Source organism: Candidatus Pantoea gossypiicola (genome assembly GCF_008632075.1).
Lineage (GTDB): Bacteria > Pseudomonadota > Gammaproteobacteria > Enterobacterales > Enterobacteriaceae > Pantoea > Pantoea gossypiicola.
The window spans coordinates 71441-94945 of the sequence record NZ_VWVM01000018.1 but is presented as its reverse complement, the minus strand read 5'-3'; the positions used below and the strand labels follow the sequence as shown (position 1 = coordinate 94945).

The following is a 23505-nucleotide window of genomic DNA, read 5'->3' as shown; positions in this document are numbered from 1 at the left end:
TACGAAAGGGCGCAACACGGCAACCGGTTTAAGAATACAAACAAACCAATGATATTTAATGAGAAAAAACTGGCATGATGCTGATAAAAAAGTACTCTTTAACGCAGCAGGATGACTTTAAAGGCTTTTTAAGCACTTTTGCGCATTCATTTGCGTATTAAAAATACGCTCGCTATCAGGGTCACGGTAACCGCCTGACTCAGGACGGGTCATCCCATAAAAAAAGGGACGATTGCTCGTCCCTTATTCGCACTACGCTAAGAGGATTACTGCAGCAGCGAGATATCCGCGACCTGCAGGAACAGCTCACGCAGTTTTGACAGCAGCGTCAGGCGATTGACCCGTACCGCCTGGTCATCGGCGTTCACCATCACTTTATCGAAGAAATTGTCTACCGCGGTACGCAGCTGGGCCAGTTCGACCAGCGCATCCTGATAGCGGCCTTCAGCAAAGTAAGGCTGCAGCTTGCTGCTCAGCGCGGTGACAAACGTCGCCAGCTGGATCTCTTCGTTCTCTTTCAGTAGCGACGCCTGCACGCTCTCATTCAGCGTTTCAGTCGATTTCGCCAGGATGTTAGAGACGCGCTTGTTCGCCGCGGCCAGCGCTGCAGCTGCTTCCAGCGTACGGAAGTGCGACACTGCTTTCATACGAGCATCAAAGTCAGCCGGACGGGTCGGACGACGCGCCAGAACCGCCTGCAGCGTATCGATGCTGTGACCCTCTTCCTGATACCAGGTGCGGAAGCGACCCAGCATAAAGTCGATCACATCATCCACCACGCGGGCATTGCTCAGCTTGCTGCCATACAGACGCACCGCTTCTTCAGTCAGTGTCTGCAGGTCGAGCGGCAGGTTTTTCTCAACGATGATACGCAGTACGCCCAGCGCTGCACGACGCAGTGCGAACGGATCTTTGTCGCCTTTTGGATGCTGACCAATGCCGAAAATACCGGCCAGGGTATCCATTTTATCGGCAATCGCCAGCGCACAGGCGACCGGGCTGGATGGCAGATCGTCACCGGCAAAGCGCGGCTGATACTGCTCGTTCAGCGCAACCGCCACATCTTCGGCTTCGCCGTCGTGACGCGCGTAATGCATGCCCATCACGCCCTGGGTGTCGGTGAACTCGAAGACCATGTTGGTCATCAGGTCACACTTCGACAGCAGGCCCGCGCGGGTGGCGTGATTCACATCGGCACCAATCTCACCGGCAATCCAGCCCGCCAGGGCCTGAATGCGATCGGTTTTATCGCGCAGCGTGCCCAGCTCTTTCTGGAACAGCACCGTCTCCAGACGCGGCAGATTATCTTCCAGACGCTTTTTGCGGTCGGTATTAAAGAAGAACTCCGCATCGGCCAGGCGTGGACGCACCACTTTTTCGTTGCCCGCGATAATCTGGCGCGGATCGCTGGATTCGATGTTAGTGACGAAAATGAAGTTCGGCATCAGGTTGCCGTCATTGTCATACACCGGGAAATATTTCTGATCACCTTTCATGGTGTAGACCAGCGCTTCCGCAGGCACCTTGAGGAATTTCTCTTCAAAGGTTGCGGTCAGAACCACCGGCCACTCCACCAGCGACGTTACCTCTTCCAGCAGGCTGTCGCTGATATCGGCGTTGCCGCCTAAGCGGCGTGCGGCCGCTTCTGCATCGGCTTTGATCATCGCTTTGCGGACCTGATAGTCAGCAATGACCTGGCCGCGTTTTTCCAGCACATCAGGATAGTGATCGGCACTTTCGAGCGTGATTTCGCTTTCACCCATAAAGCGGTGACCACGGATAATCCGGTCTGAGGCGATGCCCAGAATGGTGCCAGGGATCAGCTCATCGCCCAGCAGCATCGTCACGGTGTGCACCGGACGAACGAACTGTACATCGCTGTCGCCCCAGCGCATCAGTTTTGGCACCGGCAGCTTGCTGAGTGCAGTCGCAATCATCGCGGGCAGCAGCGCCTGGGCCGCTTCGCCTTTCACCTGGGCGCGATAGACCAGCCATTCGCCTTTATCGGTGGCGAGGCGTTCCGCCTGATCAACAGTAATGCCGTTACCCCGCGCCCAGCCTTCGGCGGCTTTGGTGGCGTTGCCGTCAGCATCAAATGCCGCAGCGACCGCAGGACCGCGCTTCTCCACTTCCCGATCGGGTTGTGAGGCGCTCAGGTTCGCGACTTTCAGCGCCAGACGACGCGGTGCAGCAAACCAGCTGACCTCGCCATGGCTTAGGTTAGCGGCATCCAGTTCAGCGGTGACCTGCGCGGCAAAGGCTTCTGCCAGGCTGCGCAGGGCTTTTGGTGGCAGCTCTTCGGTGCCGATCTCCACCAGGAAAGTTTGTTCAGTCATGGCTGCCTCTTACTTTTTGTTATTGCACATCGGGAAGCCCATTGCCTCGCGAGAGGCGTAGTAAGCTTCAGCCACGGCTTTAGTCAGGGTGCGAATGCGCAGGATATAGCGCTGACGCTCCGTTACCGAGATCGCTTTGCGGGCATCCAGCAGGTTGAAGCTGTGCGCCGCTTTCAGAATGCGTTCGTAGGCGGGCAGTGGCAGCGGTTTTTCCAGCGCCAGCAGATGCTGCGCCTCTTTCTCGTACTGCTCGAAGCAGGTAAAGAGGAAGTCGACGTCGGCGTATTCGAAGTTATAGGTGGATTGCTCCACTTCGTTCTGATGGAACACGTCGCCGTAGGTGGTTTTGCCCAGCGGGCCATCGCTCCAGACCAGATCGTAAACGCTGTCGACGCCCTGGATATACATCGCCAGACGCTCCAGGCCGTAGGTGATCTCACCGGTCACCGGCTTACACTCCAGGCCGCCAACCTGCTGGAAGTAGGTAAACTGCGTCACTTCCATGCCGTTGAGCCACACTTCCCAGCCGAGTCCCCAGGCACCCAGCGTCGGGTTTTCCCAGTTATCTTCCACAAAGCGAATGTCATGCACCGTCGGATCCATACCCAGCTCTTTCAGCGAACCGAGATAGAGCTCCTGAATGTTGTCCGGTGACGGTTTGATGATGACCTGAAACTGGTAATAGTGCTGCAGACGGTTCGGGTTTTCACCGTAGCGGCCATCGGTAGGACGGCGGGATGGCTGCACATAAGCGGCGGCGATCGGCTCCGGGCCGAGTGCGCGCAGGCAGGTCATCGGGTGTGAAGTGCCAGCGCCCACTTCCATGTCCAGCGGTTGGACAATGGTGCAGCCCTGACGCGCCCAGTAATCCTGCAAGGTCAGGATCAGCCCCTGAAAGGTTTTGGTATCAAACTTTTGCATGTTGAGTGTGCACGCGCTTCGGTTAGATTAAAAAAAGAGGCCGACAGTATACCCTTTGACCGCGCGATGTGCAGCCGTAAATCCCAGGCGCTACCGGCGCGTTTTCGCAGTGATGCCGGGCGCTGGCATACAGATGGCTCCGAATCCTGCTGGCGGCAGTTGTTGCTCTGGTCGCATTTGACTACCCTTTTGCGCACGGAGCTATGCGCAAGAGGACGCCATGCCGCAGCAGAAGATTTACTGGATCGACAATTTACGCGCGGTTGCCTGCCTGATGGTGATCGTGATTCACACCACCACCTGGTATATCACCGGGCCGATGGCGGTAACCGGCACCACCTGGGATGTGGCGAATCTGCTGAACTCGGCATCACGCGTCTGTGTTCCGCTGTTCTTTATGATCTCCGGCTATCTGTTTTTCGGCGAACGTAGCGCCCAGCCGCGTCATATGCTCCGGCTGGTGCTCTGTCTGCTGTTCTACAGCGCGGTCTCGCTGGTCTATATCACCTGGCTGACGCCGATCAGTGAAGGACGTTCGATCCTGAAGATGCTGCAGAAGCCCGTGTTCTATCACCTGTGGTTCTTCTTTGCGCTGATTGGCATCTATCTGATGTCGCCGCTGATCCAGGTAAAAACCGTGCAGGCACGCTATGTGACGCTGCTGGTGCTGGTGCTGGCGGTACTCGCCAACCCCAATACGGTCAGCCAGTCGCTGGGTCCGTTCCATTTTCTGCCGGTTAACCTCTATGTCAGCGGTGACAGCATTTACTACCTGCTCTATGCCCTGCTGGGACGGGCGATCGGCACCATGGACACGACCCGGCGCGGCCTGACGCCGCTGGCTTTCGGGCTGTTTATCGCCTGTGTGATTGGCATTACGCTGGGGACGAAAAAGGCGCTGATCGTCAACGGGGCGTTTAACGATACCTGGTATCTCTACTGCGGACCGCTGGTGTTTATCGCGGCGATCAGCCTGCTCATCGTATTTAAAAACAGCCTGAATGAGCGCACCCTGCCCGGTTTTACCGTGATTGCACGCTATTCACTGCCAATCTACGGCTTTCATGCGCTGTTTATTCACTATCTGCGCACGCATCACTACGATGATATGTCGCATCCGTGGCTCGATCTGCCCTGGGTGTTCGGGCTGACGCTGGGCGGCAGTCTGCTGCTGGGGATGGCGCTGAAACGCGTCGATACCCGTCACTTCGTCAGCTGATCGTTTTCCCGCTGGCGGGCGCGTCGCAGCTGGCGCGCCGATGAAAACCCCGCCGCCAGCGCCGCTTTCTCAGCGGATTCACCCTGCTGCTGACGCTGGCGCGCCACGCCAACCCGCAGCTGCTCATGGTATTCCCGCACGCTGATCCCCAGATGCTGACGAAACAGCCGCGCCAGATGACGGCTGCTGACGTGGACGCGCCCGGCCAGCTCGGTCAGCGTCCAGCCGTGTTCAGGATGGGCAATCATCAGATCCTGCGCCCGATGAATGGCCGGATGCAGGTGGTTGCGGTAACGCAGCCAGGGTGAAAGCTGCGGGTCGTCACCGGCGCGGCGGAACCAGACCACCATTTCCCTTGCCACGGCCAGCGCGGCAGGCGTATCGCAGAGCTGATTCACCAGATGCAGCGCCAGGTCGATCCCCGCCGTGATGCCCGCGCTGGTCCAGATATTCTCATGCCCGACAAATACCCGGTTCTCCTGCACCCGTGCACGCGGGGCGGCCGCTTTCAGACGGGCAATGACATCATGATGGGTGGTGCAGGGCACGTCATCGAGCATACCCGCCTGCGCTGCCAGCAACGCACCCGAGCAGACGCAGACCAGCATAAAGGTCTGCGCGCGCAGCGCGGCGTGCTGCCGCATCAGCCAGTCGCGTGCTTCTGCAGCCTGCGGTGTGGCATAACAGATCTGCGAGTCATAGACGCCCGGCACCACCAGCAGGCTCCCGGCGGGCAACTGCTCCGGCAAGGGTTCGATGCTGCCAATAGTCATACCGGTGGAACAGACCACCTCCGGCTGCGGGCCAATGTAGCGCAGCGAAAAGCGATCGCCTGCCAGCTTCAGCGTCTCGGCCGGACCGGTCAGATCCAGCACCATGACGCCAGGCAGGGTTAAAAACCAGACGGTATGCGTCATACCTGGTCCACGCTACACCAGATCCCAGCCACGGGCGCGCCACAACGCAGGTAGCTGCGCCATGTCGTCGAAGCGCGTCACCAGCGGATGGTCCAGTTCAGGGTTGTGCGGATCAGCACAGTAGTAGTAGACGGGGATCCCGGCGGCAATACCGGCGCGGGCGCCCGCTTCGGAGTCATCCACCAGAATGCAGCGCTCAATCGGCACCTGCATCTGTTCCGCCGCGTGATACATCAGCTCCGGATCGGGCTTCCAGTGCAGAATGTCATAACCGCTATAGAGGTGTTCGGCAAACAGCGGCAGCATGCCGGTTAAGCCCAGCGAGTGCTGCATCTTTTTTACCGTCCCGTTTGAGACCACGCACATCGGCACTTTGATCTGCTCAACCAGCGCTTTTGCGCCTGAGATCGGTTTCAGTTGCAGATCAAACAGTCGCGCGACCTCCGCGCGATAGGCGGTCTCCACCTCTTCCATCGGCAGCGACACCTGATGCGCGTCGCCCACGTCACGAATGATGTCGTAGAGTTTGACGCCCTTATACTTTTCAAACATCTGCTGCAGCGACAGCGCCAGACCATAACGGGCAAAAGTGTTGACGTAGGCCTGGGTGCAGAGCAACTCACTGTCCACCAGCGTGCCATCGCAATCAAAAAAGACGCATTCTACTGACATCAGACTCTATCCTTCGATTCAGGGGTGTGCTCCACACTCTACCGCACTCAGCGCAGATTGCGAGACTGGCAATCGGTTGCGAAAAATCATTGTATTGCCCCGGTAAAATCGCCAGGATACGCGCCGATGATTTTTTCTTCTGGATGGATGGCATGAGCAAGCAAGGCGTTTTGCAGCGCATCTTCAGGCTGCAGGAACATGGCACCACGGTGCGCACTGAAGTGATCGCGGGTATCACCACCTTTCTGACGATGGTCTATATCGTCTTCGTCAACCCGCAGATCCTCGGCGTCGCCGGTATGGATACCCAGGCGGTGTTTGTGACCACCTGTCTGATTGCCGCCTTCGGCAGCATTCTGATGGGACTGTTTGCCAATCTGCCGGTAGCGCTGGCCCCTGCAATGGGGCTGAACGCCTTCTTCGCCTTTGTCGTCGTCGGGGCGATGGGTTATTCGTGGCAGGTCGGTATGGGCGCGATCTTCTGGGGTGCGGTCGGCCTGCTGATCCTGACCCTGCTGCGGGTTCGCTACTGGATGATTGCCAATATCCCGCTGAGCCTGCGCGTTGGCATTACCGCCGGTATCGGTCTGTTTATCGCCATGATGGGGCTGAAGAATGCCGGTATTATCGTGCCAAATCCCGATACCCTGGTGGCGGTGGGTAATCTGACCTCGCACAGCGTGCTGCTGGGCGCACTGGGCTTCTTTATTATCGCCATTCTGGCATCACGTAATATCCACGCGGCGGTGCTGATCTCGATGGTGATCACCACCGCTATTGGCTGGATGCTGGGCGACGTGAAGTTTGTTGGTCTGTTTTCAGCGCCGCCTTCGATTACTTCGGTGGTCGGTCAGGTCGATATCAAAGGCGCGTTTAACATTGGCATGGCGGGCGTCATCTTCTCCTTTATGCTGGTCAATCTGTTCGACTCGTCCGGCACGCTGATTGGCGTCACCGACAAAGCGGGACTGACCGATGAAACCGGCACCTTCCCGCGGATGCAGCAGGCGCTTTATGTCGACAGCATCAGTTCCGTGAGCGGCGCGCTGGCAGGCACGTCATCGGTGACCGCCTATATCGAGAGCACCTCAGGCGTGGCGATTGGTGGCCGCACCGGCCTGATGGCTGTAGTCACCGGCCTGCTGTTCCTGCTGGTGACCTTCCTGTCACCGCTGGCCGCCATGGTGCCATCTTATGCCGCCGCGGGCGCGCTGATTTACGTGGGTGTATTAATGACAGCCAGCCTGGCGCGGGTGCGCTGGGATGATTTAACCGAATCCGTTCCGGCATTTGTCACCGCCGCCATGATGCCGTTCAGCTTTTCCATCACCGAGGGGATTGCGCTGGGGTTCATTGCTTACTGTGTCATGAAACTCGGCACCGGCCGCTGGCGTGAGATCAGCCCCTGCGTGGTGATTGTTGCGCTGCTGTTTGTGCTGAAGATTGTCTTTATCGACGCGCACTAAGCGCACTCAGAGCCGCAACCCACCGGTTGCGGCTTTTTACATTTCAGGATGCAGATTGCGCTCGCGGGGCAGACTGGTCAGCCGAAGGGCATGAGGCCCGATGTTGGGTTTACCCATCTCGATTTCGCGTAATGCACGCCATTCAAAAGCGTTATCCATCTCCCACAGGTACAGCCGCTGGGTCGCAGACGACAGCGCACACGACCAGACCAGCATGGGTTCCGCATCACACACCACCTGAATGTCGGGATAGAGTGACGATCGCAGCCGACCGGCACCCGGCAACAGGCGCAGCGAATCCAGTCCCCAATCGCCTTCTCCTGTCAGCTTGAGAATGCTCTGGCGCAACGTCCAGATTTGCGTCACCGCTTCCATCGCATCCTGCTGGGCATTAATCCAGGCAATTTCGCCCGACGTTAATCCCTGAATCAGCTGCTCCTGAGTCTGACGGCTCCGCGCATGCACAATCTCCATATCCAGACCGGCACGTCCACCCTCTTCAGCCAGCAATACCCCCACTGTATTGCCCGCATAGGCAATGCTGAAATCGGGCAGATCGCTGTCAGCAAACACGGGGCGTCCGTTGCTCTGAACGATCAGACGTGGCAGCTCATGGATACCATAAATTCGCAGCATCAGCTGCGCCAGCAGGGTACGCGCGGCAAGGAATCGCCCACGGCGTTTGTCAGCAAACTGCTGGGCCGTGTCGGTAATCGCCTGGGGAATACACATCTGTTTAGCCGGAAAGCCGGGATCGCCCGTCCAGCGTACAAAATGACCAGCCATCTGTCGCTCCGTGAAAATGGTCAGATAATCATCAGAGGCATTGTAGGAATTTTCTTACCTTAATGCACCCGGCAACAGCGCTGATTGGGTTAAATTCAGAATAGGATGATCAGGCAGCGCAGGCTGGCGGGAATGGAGCAGCGTTACGCGCCGCGATCAGAATCGCGACGCTGGCCGCATCAGGCGAAGCGGCTTGCCTGCTCAAAGCTCAGGCGCGGCAGGCGCGGATGCAGTTTTGACGCCTCACCGTAACCGAGGTTAATCAGCAGGTTAACCTGATACTGACCGTCGGGGAAAAAGGCGTCATTGACTTTGGCCGGATCAAAACCGGACATCGGACCGGCATCCAGCCCAAGCGAACGGGCCGCCAGAATCAGGTAACCCGCCTGCAGGCTGCTGTTACGGAAAGCAGTCTCTTTCGCCGCTTCCGGGCTGCCGGTGAACCAGCTGCGCGCATCCGCATGCGGGAACAGCGCAGGCAGCTGCTCATAGAACTCACGGTCCCAGGCCACGATCACCGTGACCGGTGCGCTCATGGTTTTGTCCAGATTGCCGGACGAGAGGGCCGGTTTCAGCTTCTCTTTTCCTTCCGCCGAGGTGATGAAAACAAAACGTGCAGGCAGGCAGTTCGCCGAGGTTGGACCCAGCGCCGTTAAGGTATAAAGCTGTTCCAGCAGAGCGTTATCGACCGGCTTATCCTGCCAGTAACTGTGGGTGCGGGCGTCATTAAACAGGGTATCCAGTGCGGCAGTGTCGAGCGGTGTACTCATGCAACTCTCCTTTTTCAGGCAAAAAGTTCGCCTGACGGTGTTCACGTCGTGGGTTTGCGCCCGGTCCGACACGGCTTGATGAGGCGGGGTTCACTTACCGCGATCATAGCCGCACGTCAGATCGGCGCGTCTACCGTTATACGACAACGCGGTGCCGCCGCAAAATAACATATCAGCAAGAATCAACGCAGCGGCAGGAATACCAGGGGAGGCAGCGAGGCGGGAAATCAGGCCTGACAGCGCGTTGCCGCCAGGCCCATAAAGCTATTTACCGATACAGAAGCTGGAGAAGATACGGCCCAGCAAATCGTCAGAGGTGAACTCGCCGGTGATCTCGCTTAACGCCTGCTGAGCAACACGCAACTCCTCCGCCAGTAACTCACCAGCCCGGGCACCGAGCAGCTGCGCTTTCCCCTGCTGTAAGTGTGTGGCCGCTAACTCCAGCGCCTGCAGATGACGGCGACGCGCCAGGAAGCCGCCTTCCATATTGCCCGCGAAGCCCATGCTCTGCTTCAGGTGATCCCGCAGTGCATCAATGCCCTCGCTGGTGCGTGCCGACAGGCGAATCAGTGAGTGACCGTTTACTTCTGTCAGGCCGAGAGGCTCACCGGTGACATCCGCCTTGTTGCGAACCACGGTAATCGGCAGCTCCGGCGGCAGACGGGAGACAAAATCGGGCCAGATAGCCGCCGCTTCGGTGGCATCGGTGGTGGTGCCATCCACCATAAACAGCACGCGATCCGCCTGTTCAATCTCCTGCCAGGCACGCTCAATCCCGATGCGTTCGACTTCGTCGCTGGCCTCACGCAGACCCGCGGTGTCGATGATATGCAGCGGCATGCCATCTATATGAATATGTTCACGCAGTACGTCACGGGTGGTGCCCGCAATGTCCGTTACGATCGCAGCTTCACGGCCCGCCAGCGCATTCAGCAGGCTCGATTTGCCCGCATTAGGCCGGCCCGCAATCACCACTTTCATCCCTTCACGCAGCAGGCTGCCCTGACGCGCTTCGGCACGGACCGCATCCAGGTCCCCAATCACCGTATTCAACTGCGCTTCGATTCGGCCGTCAGAGAGGAAGTCGATCTCCTCATCCGGGAAGTCGATAGCGGCTTCGACATAGATGCGCAGGTGAGTGAGTGCTTCCACAAGATGATTGACCCGGATGGAGAACGCGCCCTGCAGCGAGTTCACGGCCGAACGCGCCGCCTGCTCAGAGCTGGCATCAATCAGGTCGGCAATCGCTTCGGCCTGCGCCAGATCGAGCTTGTCATTCAGGAACGCACGCTCTGAAAACTCACCCGGCTGCGCGATACGCACACCCGGCAGCGCCACGATGCGCTTCAGCAGCAGGTCGAGGATAACCGGGCCGCCGTGGCCCTGCAGCTCAAGAACATCTTCACCGGTAAAGGAATTTGGGCCAGGAAACCACAGCGCAATGCCCTGATCCAGCACGCTGCCGTCGCTGTCCGTGAACGGCAGGTAATCGGCGTATCGCGGCTTAGGCAGTTTACCCAGCAGCTGGCGGGCGACCTCTGCCGCCTGCGCGCCAGAGACGCGCAGAATGCCGACGCCGCCGCGTCCGGGCGGTGTTGCCTGGGCAACAATGGTATCGCTGTGGCTCATAAATTTTCTCTCGCTACAAAAAACACAGGCGGTCGCTTTGACCGCCTGAGAATAGACTATTTTAGGGCGGGATGACTCCCGCGCTGGATCGCTTACGCTTTCTTCTTGTCGCGGCTATGCAGACCACGTTTTTCCAGGCCGCGATAAATCAGCTGCTGCTGGAGAATGGTGACCAGGTTGCTGACGATGTAGTACAGCACCAGACCTGACGGGAACCACAGGAAGAACACGGTGAAGATCACCGGCATGTAAGTCATGATCTTCTGCTGCATCGGATCGGTCACGGTGGTCGGTGACATCTTCTGAATGAAGAACATGGTGATACCCATCAGAATCGGCAGGATGTAGTACGGGTCCTGCGCTGACAGGTCATGGATCCACAAAATGAATGGCGCATGACGCAGTTCAACCGAGCCTGACAGCATATAGTAGAGCGCCAGGAAGATTGGCATCTGAATCACCAGCGGCAGACAGCCACCCAGCGGATTCACTTTCTCTGCTTTATACAGCGCCATCATCTCCTGGCTCTGTTTCTGCTTGTCATCACCCAGCCGCTCACGCATCGCCTGAATCTTCGGCTGCAGCATGCGCATCTTAGCCATCGAGGTGTACTGCGCTTTAGTCAGCGGGTACATGATGCCACGCACGATGAAGGTGATCACGATAATGGAGAAGCCCCAGTTACCGATGAAGCTGTTGATAAATTTCAGCAGTTTGAACAGCGGCTGAGAGATAAACCACAACCAGCCGTAATCCACGGTCAGATCAAGGTGCGGCGCAATCGCGGCCATCTTGTCCTGAATTTCCGGGCCGACCCACAGCGTTGCACCCAGATTCTGCTGAGCGCCTGCGGCGATGGTGACCGGTGCAGATTTATAGCCAATCGCTGCCACGCCGTTACCCAGGTTGCTGGTGTAAAAGGTGTTGGTACCTTCAGTACGCGGAACCCATGCCGTCGCAAAGTACTGCTGCAGCATCGCAACCCAGCCATTGCTGGTCGTCGCGTTCAGGTTCTCGTTGTCCGCGATGGTGTCGAATTTATACTTCTCATATTTCGACTCGCTGGTGGAGTAGGCCGCGCCACGGAAGGTGTGCAGAGCAAAGTTGTTGCTGCCGGTATCACGATGCTTAGGCAGATCAATTGTCTGCTTCAGCTGGCCAAACAGTGACACTTCCAGCGGCTGCTGGGTGGTGTTGTTGACATGATAATCGACATTAACAGCATATTCGCCACGCTTGAAGATGAAGGTTTTGGTGTAAACCACGCCATTTTCAGCGGTATAGGTCATCGGCACACGCAGTTCGGACTGGCCATCAGCCATCTCGAAGTGATCCTGTGCAGTGGTGAACAGCGGACGCGCGCCGTTGTTCGGGTTATCCGGGCCATTACGACCGGTTAAACCACTCTGAGCCTGATAAAGGAACGCTGGCGTGGTTTCAAGCAGCTGGAACGGCTGGTCTGAACCCAGTTTGTCCGGGAACGTCAGCAGTTGTGCCTGTTCAACATCACCGCCTCGGGTATTGATATTCAATGACAGGACATCAGTCTTAACGGTGATCGTCTGGCCCTGACCGCTGGCCGGTACACCCTGACTGGCGGCATCACCCGCTACGCTGTTGGTGCCCTGTGTGGTCTGCGTCTGCTGTGGCTGCGGAGCGTGGTCCGTCTGCCAGGCTTGCCAGACCATAAAGGTCACGAACAGAAAAGCGATGAGAAAGAGATTGCGTTGCGAATCCATCGTTAATGTTCTCTGGTATCAAAGGTTTTTGGCGGCACAGGATCGTCACCACCCGGGTTCAAGGGGTGGCATTTTAATACGCGTTTTAATGTCAACCAACTGCCTTTTATCAGGCCAAACCTGCGTAACGCCTCAATTCCGTAATGAGAGCAGGTCGGGTGAAACCGACAGTGTGGTCCCAGTAATGGACTGATACCGCGTTGATAGACGCGTATCAGGACGATCAGGAGCCGCGCGCCAGGCGACAGTGACGACGCCATAATTTCTCCAACGCTTCCGCCAGCATACGGTTATCCAGATCGGCAACCCCCTTCTTCGCAACCACCACGAAGTCCATCGACGGCAGTTCATGTTGACGCAGACGAAAGCTTTCGCGGGTCAATCGCTTGATCCGGTTGCGTTCATGAGCGCGTTTCACATGTTTTTTAGCGACGGTGAGACCGATGCGGGGATGCCCCAGCGCGTTAAGGCGGCCGAGAATAGTGATTTGCGGCGTGCCAGCCCGTTGTGGCTGCTGGAAGACGAAAGTGAAATGAGTGGGAGTTAACAAACGTAACTCCCTGGGAAATGCGAGCTTACCCATCAGGGCTTGCTTTATTACTTAGAAACGGTCAGACGAGAACGGCCTTTAGCACGACGACGTGCCAGAACCTGACGACCATTTTTTGTTGCCATACGAGCACGGAAACCGTGTGAACGGTTGCGCTTCAGTACGGACGGTTGAAAAGTGCGTTTCATGGCGGTTTCTACCTAAACTTGAAAATTTTCACTGGGTGACGCGTTTCGGGCCAGTAAATCGACCTACGCCTCAATGTGTCTTTAATAAAGAGGCGGGATTGTAATAATTGTACAGTCCCGAGTCAATTTACTTCGCGTGCAACGGTACCTGAAAACCCGCTTACAGCCCGCTGAGTCCCGACTTTGCGCCTGAGGGTACAATGTCGGGTGGAGAATTATACGGGGTCCGCATTAAAGCGCAAGGATCGCACGGGATCTTATTGCGATCGGCCTGGCGGATCCTGGGGATAAAATGAGATGTCGCCCTAAAATTTAGCGGATTGCACCAGATCCCTGCTGGTTTTTCCCGCAACTGGCGTAAACTTCTTTGCGCGTCTCAGGCCTGTGGATAAAAAGGATCAAAACTGTGTAGAAAGGGAAGATCTCTGCCTCGCTTTGCGCTATGATCCGCCCTTCCGCTGACGATCCTCCGATGATTGCAGGACGGGAAACCGCTGATAGCGGTCGCAGGCGCTTTCTTAGCGTCTGTGTCAAAAATGAACGTTTCTTAGAGTAACGCCTACTATTCTTATCGAATTTGTACGAGTGGAGTCCGCCGTGTCACTTACGCTTTGGCAACAGTGTCTTGCCCGTTTGCAGGATGAGCTTCCTGCCACCGAATTCAGCATGTGGATCCGTCCACTGCAGGCTGAGTTAAACGACAATACGCTTGCCTTGTATGCTCCAAATCGCTTCGTACTCGACTGGGTCCGGGATAAATACCTCAATAGTATCAATGCGCTGCTGAATGAATTCTGTGGCCCGAACGTGCCCGCGCTGCGTTTTGAAGTCGGCACGCGCCCGGTTCAGCAGCAGGCGGCCGTGATCAGCCAGCCAGTCATGGCCAGCGTCAGCGCACCCGTCATGCCTGTGCAGAGTCACATCCGTCCGGCCCCGGCGCAGATCGTGCGTCCCAGTTGGGATAATGTCCCGGCACCGGCCGACGTCACCTATCGCTCGAATGTGAATAACCGTCATAACTTCGATAACTTCGTCGAAGGTAAATCCAACCAGCTGGCGCGCGCGGCGGCACGTCAGGTGGCGGATAATCCAGGCGGCGCTTACAACCCGCTGTTTCTGTATGGCGGCACCGGTCTCGGTAAAACGCACCTGCTGCACGCAGTCGGCAACGGCATCATTGCCCGTAAACCCAATGCAAAAGTGGTTTACATGCACTCCGAACGTTTTGTACAGGATATGGTTAAAGCGCTGCAGAACAACGCGATTGAAGAGTTCAAACGCTATTACCGTTCTGTCGACGCGCTGCTGATCGATGATATTCAGTTCTTTGCGAATAAAGAGCGGTCGCAGGAAGAGTTCTTCCACACTTTTAATGCCTTATTAGAGGGCAATCAGCAGATCATCCTCACTTCGGATCGCTATCCGAAAGAGATCAACGGAGTGGAAGATCGTCTTAAATCACGTTTCGGCTGGGGTTTAACGGTGGCGATCGAGCCGCCTGAGCTGGAAACGCGCGTGGCGATCCTGATGAAAAAAGCGGATGAAAATGACATCCGTCTGCCCGGTGAAGTCGCCTTCTTTATTGCTAAGCGTTTACGCTCTAACGTGCGTGAGCTGGAAGGCGCGCTGAATCGCGTGATCGCTAATGCCAACTTTACCGGCCGGGCAATCACCATCGACTTCGTGCGCGAAGCGCTGCGCGATCTGCTGGCGCTGCAGGAAAAGCTGGTCACCATCGATAATATTCAGAAGACCGTGGCTGAGTACTACAAGATTAAGGTGGCGGATCTGCTTTCCAAGCGCCGTTCGCGCTCGGTAGCGCGTCCGCGCCAGATGGCGATGGCGATGGCGAAAGAGTTGACGAACCATAGCTTGCCAGAAATTGGCGATGCTTTTGGGGGTCGCGACCACACAACGGTGCTTCATGCCTGCCGCAAGATTGAGCAGCTGCGTGAAGAGAGCCACGATATCAAAGAAGATTTCTCTAATCTCATCAGAACATTATCTTCCTGACGCTATGAAATTTATTGTTGAACGTGAGCAGCTGCTGAAGCCGCTGCAGCAAGTAAGTGGCCCGCTGGGCGGTCGTCCGACACTGCCGATCCTTGGAAACCTGCTGCTGCAGGTAACGGAAGGGTCGCTGTTGCTGACCGGGACCGATCTGGAAATGGAGATGGTCGCGCGCGTAGCGCTGAAGCAGGCGCATGAGCCTGGCTCTACCACCGTGCCAGCGCGCAAATTCCTCGATATCTGTCGCGGATTGCCCGATGGCGCAGAAATTACGCTGGCGCTGGAAGGCGATCGCATGCTGGTTCGCTCTGGCCGCAGCCGTTTTTCGCTGTCGACCCTGCCCGCCAGTGACTTCCCGAATCTGGACGACTGGCAGAGTGAAGTTGAATTCACCCTGCCGCAGGCAACGCTGAAACGGTTGATCGAAGCGACTCAGTTCTCGATGGCGCATCAGGATGTGCGTTACTACCTCAATGGCATGATGTTTGAAACCGAAGGGGAAGAGCTGCGCACCGTGGCCACTGATGGTCACCGTCTGGCCGTTTGCTCGATGCCGATTGGTCAGGCGCTGCCGAGTCACTCGGTAATTGTGCCGCGTAAGGGCGTCATTGAGCTGCTGCGCCTGCTGGATGGCGGCGAAAATCCGCTGCAGGTTCAGATTGGCGGCAGCAACATCCGGGCGCATGTCGGTGACTATATCTTCACCTCTAAGCTGGTTGATGGTCGTTTTCCCGATTATCGCCGCGTATTGCCGAAGAATCCTGACAAAGTGCTGGAAGCGGGCTGCGATCTGCTCAAACAGGCCTTTGCCCGTGCGGCGATCCTCTCGAATGAGAAGTTCCGCGGCGTTCGCCTCTATATCACTGAAAATCAGCTGAAGATCACCGCTAATAATCCTGAACAGGAAGAAGCGGAAGAGATGCTGGACGTCAGCTACAACGGCACCGAGCTGGAGATTGGCTTCAACGTCAGTTACGTGCTGGATGTGCTGAACGCGCTGAAGTGCGAAAACGTCCGCCTGCTGCTGACGGATTCGGTGTCGAGCGTGCAGATTGAGGATGTAGCAAGTCCCGCAGCGGCCTACGTCGTCATGCCCATGCGCTTATAGGATATATCGGCCTGGTGACGGCAATATCGGGCAAACCTGCTTCGCCGTCACCGCACTGGATCGCTAAAAGGCAAAACCCATTTCATCCCGACTATTGCCCTTCACGCTGGATTGATTCATGGCTTTAACCCGCCTTCTTATCAAAGATTTTCGTAATATCGAGCAGGCTGACCTGCAGCTGGCACCCGGCTTTAATTTCCTGGTCGGCGTCAACGGCAGCGGGAAAACCAGCGTTTTAGAGGCGATCCATACGCTGGGGCATGGCCGATCGTTTCGCAGTCTGCAGGCGGGCCGTGTGATCCGCCACGACGAGGCGGCGTTTGTGCTGCACGGCCGTCTGGAAAGCAAAGAGCGGGAAATCTCCGTCGGGCTGACCAAAAACCGGGCCGGTGACAGCAAAGTGCGCATTGACGGCAGCGATGGTCACAAGGTCGCCGAGCTGGCGCAGCTGCTGCCGATGCAGTTAATTACGCCCGAAGGCTTTAGTTTATTGAATGGCGGCCCCAAATACCGCAGAGCCTATGTCGACTGGGGCTGTTTCCATAATACGCCCGGCTTCTTTAACGCCTGGAACAACATGCGTCGGCTACTTAAGCAGCGGAACGCGGCGCTGCGCCAGGTTTCACGTTACAGCCAGATTCGTCCCTGGGATCAGGAGCTGGTTCCGCTGGCGGAACAGATCAGCCAGTGGCGGGCGGAATACAGTGCGGCGATTTCAGCAGAGATCACTGCCACCTGTGCCCAGTTTCTGCCGGAGTTTGAGCTGCGCTTCTCCTTCCAGCGTGGCTGGGACAAAGAGAGCGACTACGCCGAACTGCTGGAACGTAATTTTGAGCGCGACCGCGCACTGACCTATACCGCCAGCGGTCCCCATAAAGCCGATTTTCGTATTCGCGCTGAAGGGACGCCGGTCGAAGATTTACTCTCACGCGGGCAGTTAAAACTGCTGATGTGTGCATTGCGTCTGGCACAGGGCGAGTTCCTGACAAGCCAGAGCGGACGCCGCTGTATTTACCTCATTGATGACTTTGCTTCTGAACTGGATGAGAGTCGCCGACGCCTGCTGGCGGACCGGTTAAAAGCCACTCAGGCTCAGGTCTTTGTCAGCGCCATTTCTGCCGGACATGTAATCGACATGACCGACGAAAAGGGCAAGATGTTCCGCGTGGAACAGGGTAAAATAGCGGTTCAACCTGAAGATTAAAATGAGCGAGAAACGTTGATGTCGAATTCTTATGACTCCTCAAGTATTAAAGTCCTGAAAGGACTTGATGCGGTACGCAAACGCCCGGGCATGTATATCGGCGATACCGATGACGGTACCGGTCTGCATCACATGGTATTCGAGGTCGTGGATAACGCAATCGACGAAGCGCTCGCTGGTCACTGTAGTGACATCGTAGTCACTATCCATGCGGATAACTCCGTCTCGGTGCAGGATGATGGACGCGGCATTCCTACCGGTATTCACGAAGAAGAGGGCGTTTCCGCTGCTGAAGTGATCATGACCGTGCTGCATGCGGGCGGTAAGTTCGATGATAACTCCTATAAAGTCTCCGGCGGCCTGCACGGCGTGGGCGTCTCTGTCGTTAACGCCCTGTCGCAGAAGCTGGAGCTGACCATTCGTCGTGAAGGCAAAGTGCATCAGCAGATTTACGTCCATGGCGTACCTGAGGCACCGCTGGCGGTCACTGGTGATACCGATATCACCGGTACCCGCGTACGTTTCTGGCCAAGCTATGAAACCTTTACCAACGTGCGCGATTTCGAGTATGACATCCTGGCAAAACGCCTGCGCGAACTGTCGTTCCTGAACTCGGGTGTGTCGATTCGTCTGGAAGACAAGCGTGATGGCAAAACCGATCACTTCCATTACGAAGGCGGCATCAAAGCGTTTGTTGAGTACCTCAACAAAAACAAAACCCCGATTCACCCTACCGTGTTCTATTTCTCTACCGAGAAAGATGGCATTGGCGTGGAAGTGGCGCTGCAGTGGAACGACGGCTTCCAGGAAAATATTTACTGCTTTACCAACAACATTCCGCAGCGCGATGGCGGTACCCACCTTGCCGGTTTCCGTGCGGCGATGACGCGTACCCTGAATGCCTACATGGATAAAGAGGGTTACAGCAAGAAAGCCAAAGTCAGCGCCACTGGTGATGATGCGCGTGAAGGTCTGATCGCCGTGGTTTCGGTGAAAGTCCCGGATCCAAAATTCTCCTCACAGACTAAAGATAAGCTGGTCTCGTCAGAGGTGAAATCGGCGGTTGAGCAGCAGATGAATGAACTGCTGGCCGAATACCTGCTGGAAAACCCGTCAGACGCCAAAATCGTCGTGGGCAAAATTATCGATGCCGCCCGTGCTCGTGAAGCAGCACGCCGCGCCCGTGAAATGACCCGCCGTAAAGGCGCGCTGGATCTGGCCGGTCTGCCAGGCAAACTGGCGGATTGTCAGGAGCGCGACCCGGCGCTCTCTGAAATCTACCTGGTGGAGGGTGACTCCGCAGGCGGCTCGGCTAAACAGGGCCGTAACCGTAAGAACCAGGCGATTCTGCCGCTGAAAGGTAAGATCCTTAACGTTGAGAAAGCGCGTTTCGACAAGATGCTCGCCTCGCAGGAAGTGGCCACGCTGATCACCGCACTGGGTTGCGGTATTGGTCGCGATGAGTACAACCCGGACAAGCTGCGCTATCACAGCATCATCATCATGACCGATGCCGACGTCGATGGTTCACACATCCGTACCCTGCTGCTGACCTTCTTCTATCGCCAGATGCCTGAAATCATTGAGCGCGGACACGTTTACATCGCCCAGCCGCCGCTCTACAAAGTGAAAAAAGGCAAGCAGGAGCAGTACATCAAAGATGACGAGGCGATGGACCAATACCAGATCGCTATCGCCCTTGATGGTGCAACGCTGCACACCAATGCCAGCGCGCCTGCGCTGGGCGGTGAGCCGCTGGAAACGCTGGTCTCTGACTTCAACAGCACCCAGAAGATGATCAAGCGTATGGAACGCCGTTATCCGATGGCCATGCTGCGTGCGATGATTTATCACGACACGCTCGGCGACCTGAGCAACGAAGCTGAGGTCACTCGCTGGCTGAACGGCCTGGTAAGCTATCTGACTGAACGTGAAGCGCACGGCAGTACTTATCTGGCACAGGTGCGTGAAAACCGCGAACTGAACCTGTTCGAGCCGGTGCTGCGCGTCCGCACCCACGGTGTGGATACCGACTATCCGCTGGAAGCCGAGTTTATTCAGGGACCTGAGTACCGTAAAATCTGTGCTCTGGGTGGCAAACTTCGTGGTCTGCTGGAAGAAGATGCTTACATTGAACGTGGTGAGCGTCGTCAGCCGGTAGCCAGCTTTGAACAGGCGATTGAGTGGCTGGTGAAAGAGTCGCGTCGCGGCCTGTCGGTCCAGCGCTACAAAGGTCTGGGCGAGATGAACCCGGATCAGCTGTGGGAAACCACCATGGATCCAGACAGCCGTCGTATGCTGCGCGTGACTATTAAAGATGCGATTGGTGCTGATCAGCTGTTCACGACCCTGATGGGCGATGCGGTCGAACCGCGCCGCGCCTTCATCGAAGAGAATGCGCTGAAAGCGGCCAATATCGATATTTAATCGGTAGCGGACATAACAGGCCATCACTAAGGTGATGGCCTTTTTTTGTGCCGTATGGGCGAAAACCTGGCGAGTCGGGTCCTGCTGCCCACATGCTGCGACCCCGATCACGTTTTAACCCGGTCAGCTCCCTTACTCTTGCCTCTCTTTGCGCTATTCCGGCGCACTCATTTTTACAGGGAGTTACACCATGATTGTTTGCGATCGTCACGACTGGAACAGAGAACGCCACGCCTTTCATCCGGTCATCGATCAGGCGATAAGCTGGATTGCGGGAACCGATTTCAGCCAGCTGGACACCGGCAAATATGAGATCCTGCCTGACAACAAAATGTTCTGTCTGGTGCAGGAGATGATGACTGAACCTGCCAGCGCGCGTCGTGCAGAGTCCCACTTTAACTACATCGATATTCAGTATCTGCTGGCAGGCACCGAGAATATCGGCGTGGCACGCGCCCATGCCGACCAGAAAATTACCGAAGATTTTGCCGGGCAGCGCGACGTCGTGTTTTATCAGACGATTTCAAATGAGTCGGTGATTACACTGCTGCCCGGCATGTTCGCGCTCTTTTTCCCGCACGATATTCATCGCCCCTGCTGCGCGCCTGGAGAGCCCGCACCAATCCGAAAAGCCGTGATTAAAATCCACCGCGATCTCTTCACCGCCTGAATCTGGCGGTCAGCCGGCCATTCTCGCCTGCCAGGAAACTAGTCAATGTGCGCTGAATCGCGCTAGCATTGAAGAAAACCCAGACGCTACGAGGACTCTATGGCTATTAAATTGATCGCTATCGACATGGATGGCACCCTGCTCAACCCGCAACATGAGATCACGCCGGGGGTGAAATCTGCCCTCGATCGCGCCCGTCAGCAGGGAGTATCGATTGTGCTGACCACGGGCCGGCCGTTTGTGGGTATCCAGCGCTATCTGATGGAGCTGGATATGCAGGCACCCGGCCAGTACGCGATCAGCAACAACGGTGCGCTGGTTCATCAGGCGGCAGATGGTGAGTGTGTGGCAGAAGTGACGCTGACCTTTGACGACTATCTCTACATTGAGAGTCTGGCGCGTGAGCTTGGCGTCCATTTCCAGGCGTTCGATAAATCTCATCTCTACACGCCGAACAAAGACATCAGCGAATACACCATCCATGAAGCGAGTCTGACCGGCATTCCGGTGCGCTATCGCGCTGTGGAAGAGATGGATCGCGCTATGCGCTTCCCGAAACTGATGATGATTGACCGGCCTGCCCTGCTCGACGCAGCAATTGCCCGCCTGCCGGAAAAGGCTCATCAGACTTACACCATTCTGAAGAGCGCGCCGTATTACCTTGAGATCCTCGATCGTCGGGTGAACAAAGGCCAGGGCGTCAGAATGCTGGCTGAGAAGCTCGGCCTGAAGCAGGAAGAAGTGATGGCGATTGGCGATCAGGAGAATGACCTGGCGATGATTGAATACGCTGGTACGGGTGTCGCCATGGGTAATGCCATTGATTCCGTTAAAAAAATCGCACAGTTCATTACCCGAACCAATATGGAAGATGGCGTCGCCCATGCCATTGATGAGTTAGTACTGTAACACTCCCGTTCTCTGCCGGGCCGCTGCGGCCCGGCTTCCTTAACCCGCCAAAAAAGCTGCACCGCAAAACGGAATCGCGTAATTTGTCGGGCAACGCTTTCTCCGTGGGTTTCATCATGTCAGAAAAACAGATCACCTTTGCTGCCCGCCAGCATCAGCTCACCAATATCAATGTCTGGACGGCCGACAGCCAGTGGCTGGCGTTTGACGTCCGTCCGTCAGGTGCCTCCTTTACCAGCCAGACCATTGAGCGGGTCAATGTGCTAACCGGTGACATTGAGGTGCTCTATCAGGCTCGGGACGGAGCGCATGTCGGCGTCGTGACGGTCAGCCCCGATCTGCCCCCGCGCTACGTCTGCATTCATGGCCCGGAACATCCCGATGCCAGCTGGCAGTATGACTTCCACCACCGGCGCGGTGTGATTGTTGAGAACGGCGCGGCGGTGAATCTGGATGCCTGCGATATCACACCCCCCTTTACCCCTGGCGCGCTGCGTGGCGGCTCGCATGTGCATGTCTTCAGCCCCGACGGTTCACGCCTCAGCTTTACCTACAATGACCATGTCATGCATGAGCGGGATAGCCGTCTCGATCTGCGCAACGTTGGTATCGCGGTGCCGCTGCGCGCGGTGACGCCAGTTAAACAGCATCCGCGCGAGTATGACGGCACGTATTTTTGCCTGCTGGTGAGCAGGACGCATGCGGCACCGCAGCCGGGCAGTGACCAGATCAATCGTGCTTATGAGGAGTGCTGGGTCGGTGAGCGTGGCTATCAGAAACCGGACGGTCGCTGGCAGCGCTGGGCCATCGCTTTTATTGGCGACACGCTGACGGCGCAGGGTGAGAAGCGTCCTGAAGTCTTCATTGTTGATCTGCCTGACGAACTGGAAAATTACGCTCGCGCCGGAGAGAGGCCGCTGGAGGGCACCAGCACACAGTTACCGGCACCACCGGCTGGCGTGCAGCAGCGTCGCCTGACGCACAGTCGTGGCGTGGCGCTGCAACCGCGCCACTGGCTGCGTACTGCGCCCGATGGCAGCCAGATCGCATTTCTGATGGCGGATGCCGGTGCGGTGATCCAGCTCTGGACGGTCTCTCCCAACGGCGGCGAACCGCGTCAGATCACCGAACTCAGCCATAGCATTCAGTCCGCCTTTAGCTGGCATCCTGACGGCCAGTCAATTGCCTTTATCTGCGATAACAGCGTGATGCGATGTGACGTTGAGAGCGGCGCGTGTCAGCGCCTGACCCGCAGAACGGAAGACGCGCCATCAGGCGATGCGGTGGTCTGGTCACCTGACGGGTCACAGATTGCTTTTATGCGTGAGGTGAATGGCTGGCAACAGCTCTTTACGGTTGCGGCTGTGACCGCATAGGTGGCATAGGCTGCGCCTGTGCCAGGCTTTCGTTAGTATGCGCCAGCCTTTCGCTCTGCAGGATACGTTCACGTGGGGAGTCGAGAGATTTGTCTTTATCGCTACGGTAGTAGTCCCACGGCAGCAGCAGCGTATCCAGCACGGCAGAGAAAGGAAGATCGATTAGCGCCAGTGGCTTCAGCGCCCAGCTGGTATCACCGTCAGTCAACATGTCGGCGCTGGCACGGGTACCGGGATAATAGCCCTGACTCGCACCGGTATGAGACATCACGCTGGAACAGCTTGTTGTTGCCATCGCGCAGCACACCATTCCAGCCAGAGGTAAGGTCTTCATCAATTTCATCATCATCATCCCTTCAGTCATGGCATAAACCTGGCTGAGTTGGCTTGCCAGACAACGTCAACACTCTGGGGCGAAGTCCGTCTGCGTCTGGCAAAAGTAGTCCTGAGTGAGTGTATGTCATTTCCGCAATTTGGCGAAAAAAATTGCATTTCGCCCTCTTGAAAATCGTTTTGTGACACCCATTTTTAGTTTACGGACGCACTCACCGTCGCCGCAAGGGACAGTGAGGTACCGTATCCAGCCTGTCCAATAGTGGAAGGTTGCC

The 23505-nt window shown here is 56.8% G+C and carries 21 protein-coding genes; 9 read left to right on the top strand and 12 right to left on the bottom strand.

What is annotated here, in order from left to right:
* Positions 1 to 266: 266 nt before the first annotated feature.
* Together glyS and glyQ are read right to left on the bottom strand one after the other, a co-directional pair.
* On the bottom strand, positions 267 to 2336 hold the full coding sequence (glyS, locus tag F3I20_RS19630) for a glycine--tRNA ligase subunit beta (RefSeq protein ID WP_150038148.1): 2070 nt from the start codon (positions 2334 to 2336) through the stop codon (positions 267 to 269).
* A gap of 9 nt (positions 2337 to 2345) precedes the next feature.
* Positions 2346 to 3257 (bottom strand): glycine--tRNA ligase subunit alpha, encoded by a 912-nt coding sequence (gene glyQ, locus F3I20_RS19625; protein WP_003849680.1) that lies wholly within the window; start codon positions 3255 to 3257, stop codon positions 2346 to 2348.
* Between the two features lie 220 nt (positions 3258 to 3477).
* On the opposite strand from glyQ, the gene F3I20_RS19620 reads away from it, so the two are divergent.
* The gene (locus F3I20_RS19620) at positions 3478 to 4476 is read left to right on the top strand and encodes an acyltransferase (RefSeq protein ID WP_150038147.1); all 999 of its coding nucleotides are present in this window, start codon (positions 3478 to 3480) and stop codon (positions 4474 to 4476) included.
* Here the strand turns inward: F3I20_RS19620 and F3I20_RS19615 are convergent.
* On the bottom strand, positions 4461 to 5393 hold the full coding sequence (locus F3I20_RS19615; RefSeq protein WP_150014548.1) for a GlxA family transcriptional regulator: 933 nt from the start codon (positions 5391 to 5393) through the stop codon (positions 4461 to 4463). The two genes, F3I20_RS19620 and F3I20_RS19615, sit on opposite strands and share 16 nt — an antisense overlap.
* Positions 5394 to 5405: 12 nt before the next feature.
* The gene (yieH, locus tag F3I20_RS19610) at positions 5406 to 6065 is read right to left on the bottom strand and encodes a 6-phosphogluconate phosphatase (RefSeq protein ID WP_150014546.1); all 660 of its coding nucleotides are present in this window, start codon (positions 6063 to 6065) and stop codon (positions 5406 to 5408) included.
* A gap of 152 nt (positions 6066 to 6217) precedes the next feature.
* Between yieH and F3I20_RS19600 the strand changes: the two genes are divergently transcribed.
* On the top strand, positions 6218 to 7531 hold the full coding sequence (locus tag F3I20_RS19600; protein WP_150038146.1) for an NCS2 family permease: 1314 nt from the start codon (positions 6218 to 6220) through the stop codon (positions 7529 to 7531).
* A gap of 36 nt (positions 7532 to 7567) precedes the next feature.
* On the opposite strand, the gene F3I20_RS19595 is transcribed toward F3I20_RS19600, so the two are convergent.
* The 7 genes from F3I20_RS19595 to rpmH form a co-directional block, all read right to left on the bottom strand.
* A complete protein-coding gene (locus F3I20_RS19595) occupies positions 7568 to 8317 on the bottom strand; it encodes a 4'-phosphopantetheinyl transferase family protein (RefSeq protein ID WP_150014542.1) in 750 nt (249 codons plus the stop codon).
* Positions 8318 to 8496: 179 nt separating this feature from the next.
* Positions 8497 to 9087, bottom strand: a complete 591-nt coding sequence (locus F3I20_RS19590; protein WP_150014540.1) for a malonic semialdehyde reductase — start codon at positions 9085 to 9087, stop codon at positions 8497 to 8499.
* A gap of 264 nt (positions 9088 to 9351) precedes the next feature.
* Complete coding sequence (mnmE, locus tag F3I20_RS19585) at positions 9352 to 10716, bottom strand: tRNA uridine-5-carboxymethylaminomethyl(34) synthesis GTPase MnmE (protein ID WP_150038145.1); 1365 nt, start codon at positions 10714 to 10716, stop codon at positions 9352 to 9354.
* Between the two features lie 92 nt (positions 10717 to 10808).
* Complete coding sequence (gene yidC / locus F3I20_RS19580) at positions 10809 to 12455, bottom strand: membrane protein insertase YidC (RefSeq protein ID WP_150014536.1); 1647 nt, start codon at positions 12453 to 12455, stop codon at positions 10809 to 10811.
* 2 nt (positions 12456 to 12457) lie between these two features.
* Positions 12458 to 12715 carry a membrane protein insertion efficiency factor YidD gene (gene yidD, locus F3I20_RS19575; RefSeq protein WP_008926397.1) on the bottom strand — a complete coding sequence of 86 codons (258 nt, stop codon included), beginning with the start codon at positions 12713 to 12715 and terminating at the stop codon, positions 12458 to 12460.
* The gene (gene rnpA, locus F3I20_RS19570) at positions 12679 to 13038 is read right to left on the bottom strand and encodes a ribonuclease P protein component (protein WP_008926396.1); all 360 of its coding nucleotides are present in this window, start codon (positions 13036 to 13038) and stop codon (positions 12679 to 12681) included. The genes yidD and rnpA overlap by 37 nt, the downstream gene beginning before the upstream one ends.
* 14 nt (positions 13039 to 13052) lie before the next feature.
* Complete coding sequence (gene rpmH, locus F3I20_RS19565) at positions 13053 to 13193, bottom strand: 50S ribosomal protein L34 (RefSeq protein ID WP_003849659.1); 141 nt, start codon at positions 13191 to 13193, stop codon at positions 13053 to 13055.
* Between the two features lie 597 nt (positions 13194 to 13790).
* On the opposite strand from rpmH, the gene dnaA reads away from it, so the two are divergent.
* The 7 genes from dnaA (at position 13791) to F3I20_RS19525 (ending at position 22897) form a co-directional block, all read left to right on the top strand.
* Positions 13791 to 15206, top strand: a complete 1416-nt coding sequence (gene dnaA, locus F3I20_RS19555; protein ID WP_150038143.1) for a chromosomal replication initiator protein DnaA — start codon at positions 13791 to 13793, stop codon at positions 15204 to 15206.
* Between the two features lie 4 nt (positions 15207 to 15210).
* Positions 15211 to 16311, top strand: a complete 1101-nt coding sequence (gene dnaN / locus F3I20_RS19550; RefSeq protein WP_150038142.1) for a DNA polymerase III subunit beta — start codon at positions 15211 to 15213, stop codon at positions 16309 to 16311.
* Between the two features lie 118 nt (positions 16312 to 16429).
* Positions 16430 to 17515: a DNA replication/repair protein RecF gene (recF, locus tag F3I20_RS19545; protein WP_013359603.1), complete on the top strand. Its 1086-nt coding sequence runs from the start codon at positions 16430 to 16432 to the stop codon at positions 17513 to 17515.
* Between the two features lie 18 nt (positions 17516 to 17533).
* Positions 17534 to 19942 (top strand): DNA topoisomerase (ATP-hydrolyzing) subunit B, encoded by a 2409-nt coding sequence (gene gyrB, locus F3I20_RS19540; RefSeq protein ID WP_150038141.1) that lies wholly within the window; start codon positions 17534 to 17536, stop codon positions 19940 to 19942.
* Positions 19943 to 20132: 190 nt separating this feature from the next.
* Positions 20133 to 20612: a NanQ anomerase/TabA/YiaL family protein gene (locus tag F3I20_RS19535; protein ID WP_150038140.1), complete on the top strand. Its 480-nt coding sequence runs from the start codon at positions 20133 to 20135 to the stop codon at positions 20610 to 20612.
* 99 nt (positions 20613 to 20711) lie between these two features.
* Positions 20712 to 21521 (top strand): sugar-phosphatase, encoded by an 810-nt coding sequence (yidA, locus tag F3I20_RS19530; protein ID WP_150038139.1) that lies wholly within the window; start codon positions 20712 to 20714, stop codon positions 21519 to 21521.
* A gap of 116 nt (positions 21522 to 21637) precedes the next feature.
* Positions 21638 to 22897 (top strand): YidR family protein, encoded by a 1260-nt coding sequence (locus F3I20_RS19525; protein ID WP_150038138.1) that lies wholly within the window; start codon positions 21638 to 21640, stop codon positions 22895 to 22897.
* On the opposite strand, the gene F3I20_RS19520 is transcribed toward F3I20_RS19525, so the two are convergent.
* Positions 22872 to 23240 carry a YceK/YidQ family lipoprotein gene (locus F3I20_RS19520; RefSeq protein WP_304621851.1) on the bottom strand — a complete coding sequence of 123 codons (369 nt, stop codon included), beginning with the start codon at positions 23238 to 23240 and terminating at the stop codon, positions 22872 to 22874. The genes F3I20_RS19525 and F3I20_RS19520 overlap by 26 nt on opposite strands.
* Between the last annotated feature and the right edge of the window lie 265 nt (positions 23241 to 23505).